This is a genomic window from Cupriavidus sp. R6-3, assembly GCF_059772245.1.
Genome location: NZ_JCBAJO010000456.1, coordinates 1 through 1,143, shown reverse-complemented (window position 1 = coordinate 1,143; position 1,143 = coordinate 1). Strand labels below are relative to the sequence as shown.

The following is a 1,143-nucleotide window of genomic DNA, read 5'->3' as shown; positions in this document are numbered from 1 at the left end:
CGTTAATTTGCAGAAGTTTGTTACCCGTTTTTGCATAAATTTGTTACCCGCCCCCTAGGCGCTCACCTTTCGGATGCTGGCAGTTCCGATGACGCCTTGTTCGTCCGTACAGCCCGCTGTGGACGCCCTTGCGGGTGTCATTTGGCCCCAAATGCCTCTCCGATCTGCCGGGCCCGTTTGACTTCATCGCTATGCAGATAGACCGACGTCGTCGACACGGACGCATGCCGCAGGTTGTCTCGAACGATGGTCAGTTCCGCGCCGCTTCCTAGCGCGTGTGTGGCGTGCGTATGGCGCATCCAGTGTGGACTGGCGCGGCGCAGCTTGTCCGCGGCCGCGGGATGGTCCGCACCAATGACATCCGCAGCCAGCTTGAAGAACCGCTTCACCACATGCCATAGCCGCGTGCTCGAGATGCCGATCTCGGGCTCGCCGCCCAGATCACCGACCAGGCGAACCTCGGGACGCCACAAACGCCGACTGATGGGCAGTCCGCGTTCCGTCAGGTAGCGCTCCACCGCCCGTCGCGCCAACGGGGGCATTGCCACGTTGCCGCTGCGGCCGCCCTTGCCGGTCAGCTTGAGCCATTCGTCGCCTTGCGCGTCGGTCCAGACATCCCCGAGCGTGGCTCCTACCAGCTCGCTGGGGCGTAGCCCGGTCGCATAGGCAAAATCCAGCACGAAGCGCAGGCGCTGCGCCGCGGCGGCCTCCCAGCCGTGGGACCATTCGAGCCCGTCAGCAATGGTCCGCACTAACTTCCATTCACCGTCGGTAAAGGCGCGCGAATTGTCCAGCGCCGCGGTGCGGCCGCCGCCGCGCACCTTGATGCCGGCGAAGGGATTGGCCAGCACGTAGCGTTGCTCGACCAGCCAGCGGAACATCGCCCCAAGGATCGACAGCGCATGGGCGACCGAGCGTGCGGCCAGCGCACCGGTGAACGGCCGCCAGTCCGGCGACGAGCGCGGGCGTGGCGGCCCGACCCACCGCTCTCGCGGCATGGGCCGCCGCAGGAAGGTGCGGTAGGCCACGGCGTCTTCGGTGGTCAACGACGACAGCGGCCGCTGACGCTCGACGATGGCCCACAGCATCAGCCGTTCCGCTTCCTTGCGGTAGGTGCGATGAGTGGCCGGCGACTCGTGCAGT

The 1,143-nt window shown here is 66.2% G+C and carries 1 protein-coding gene; it reads right to left on the bottom strand.

The genetic code is table 11. The features are described from left to right. Positions 1–137 precede the first annotated feature (137 nt). Positions 138–1,143, bottom strand: a 1,006-nt coding sequence (locus AC6EI8_RS26625; protein WP_498383413.1) for a tyrosine-type recombinase/integrase, incomplete at its 5' end; no start/stop codon positions are given.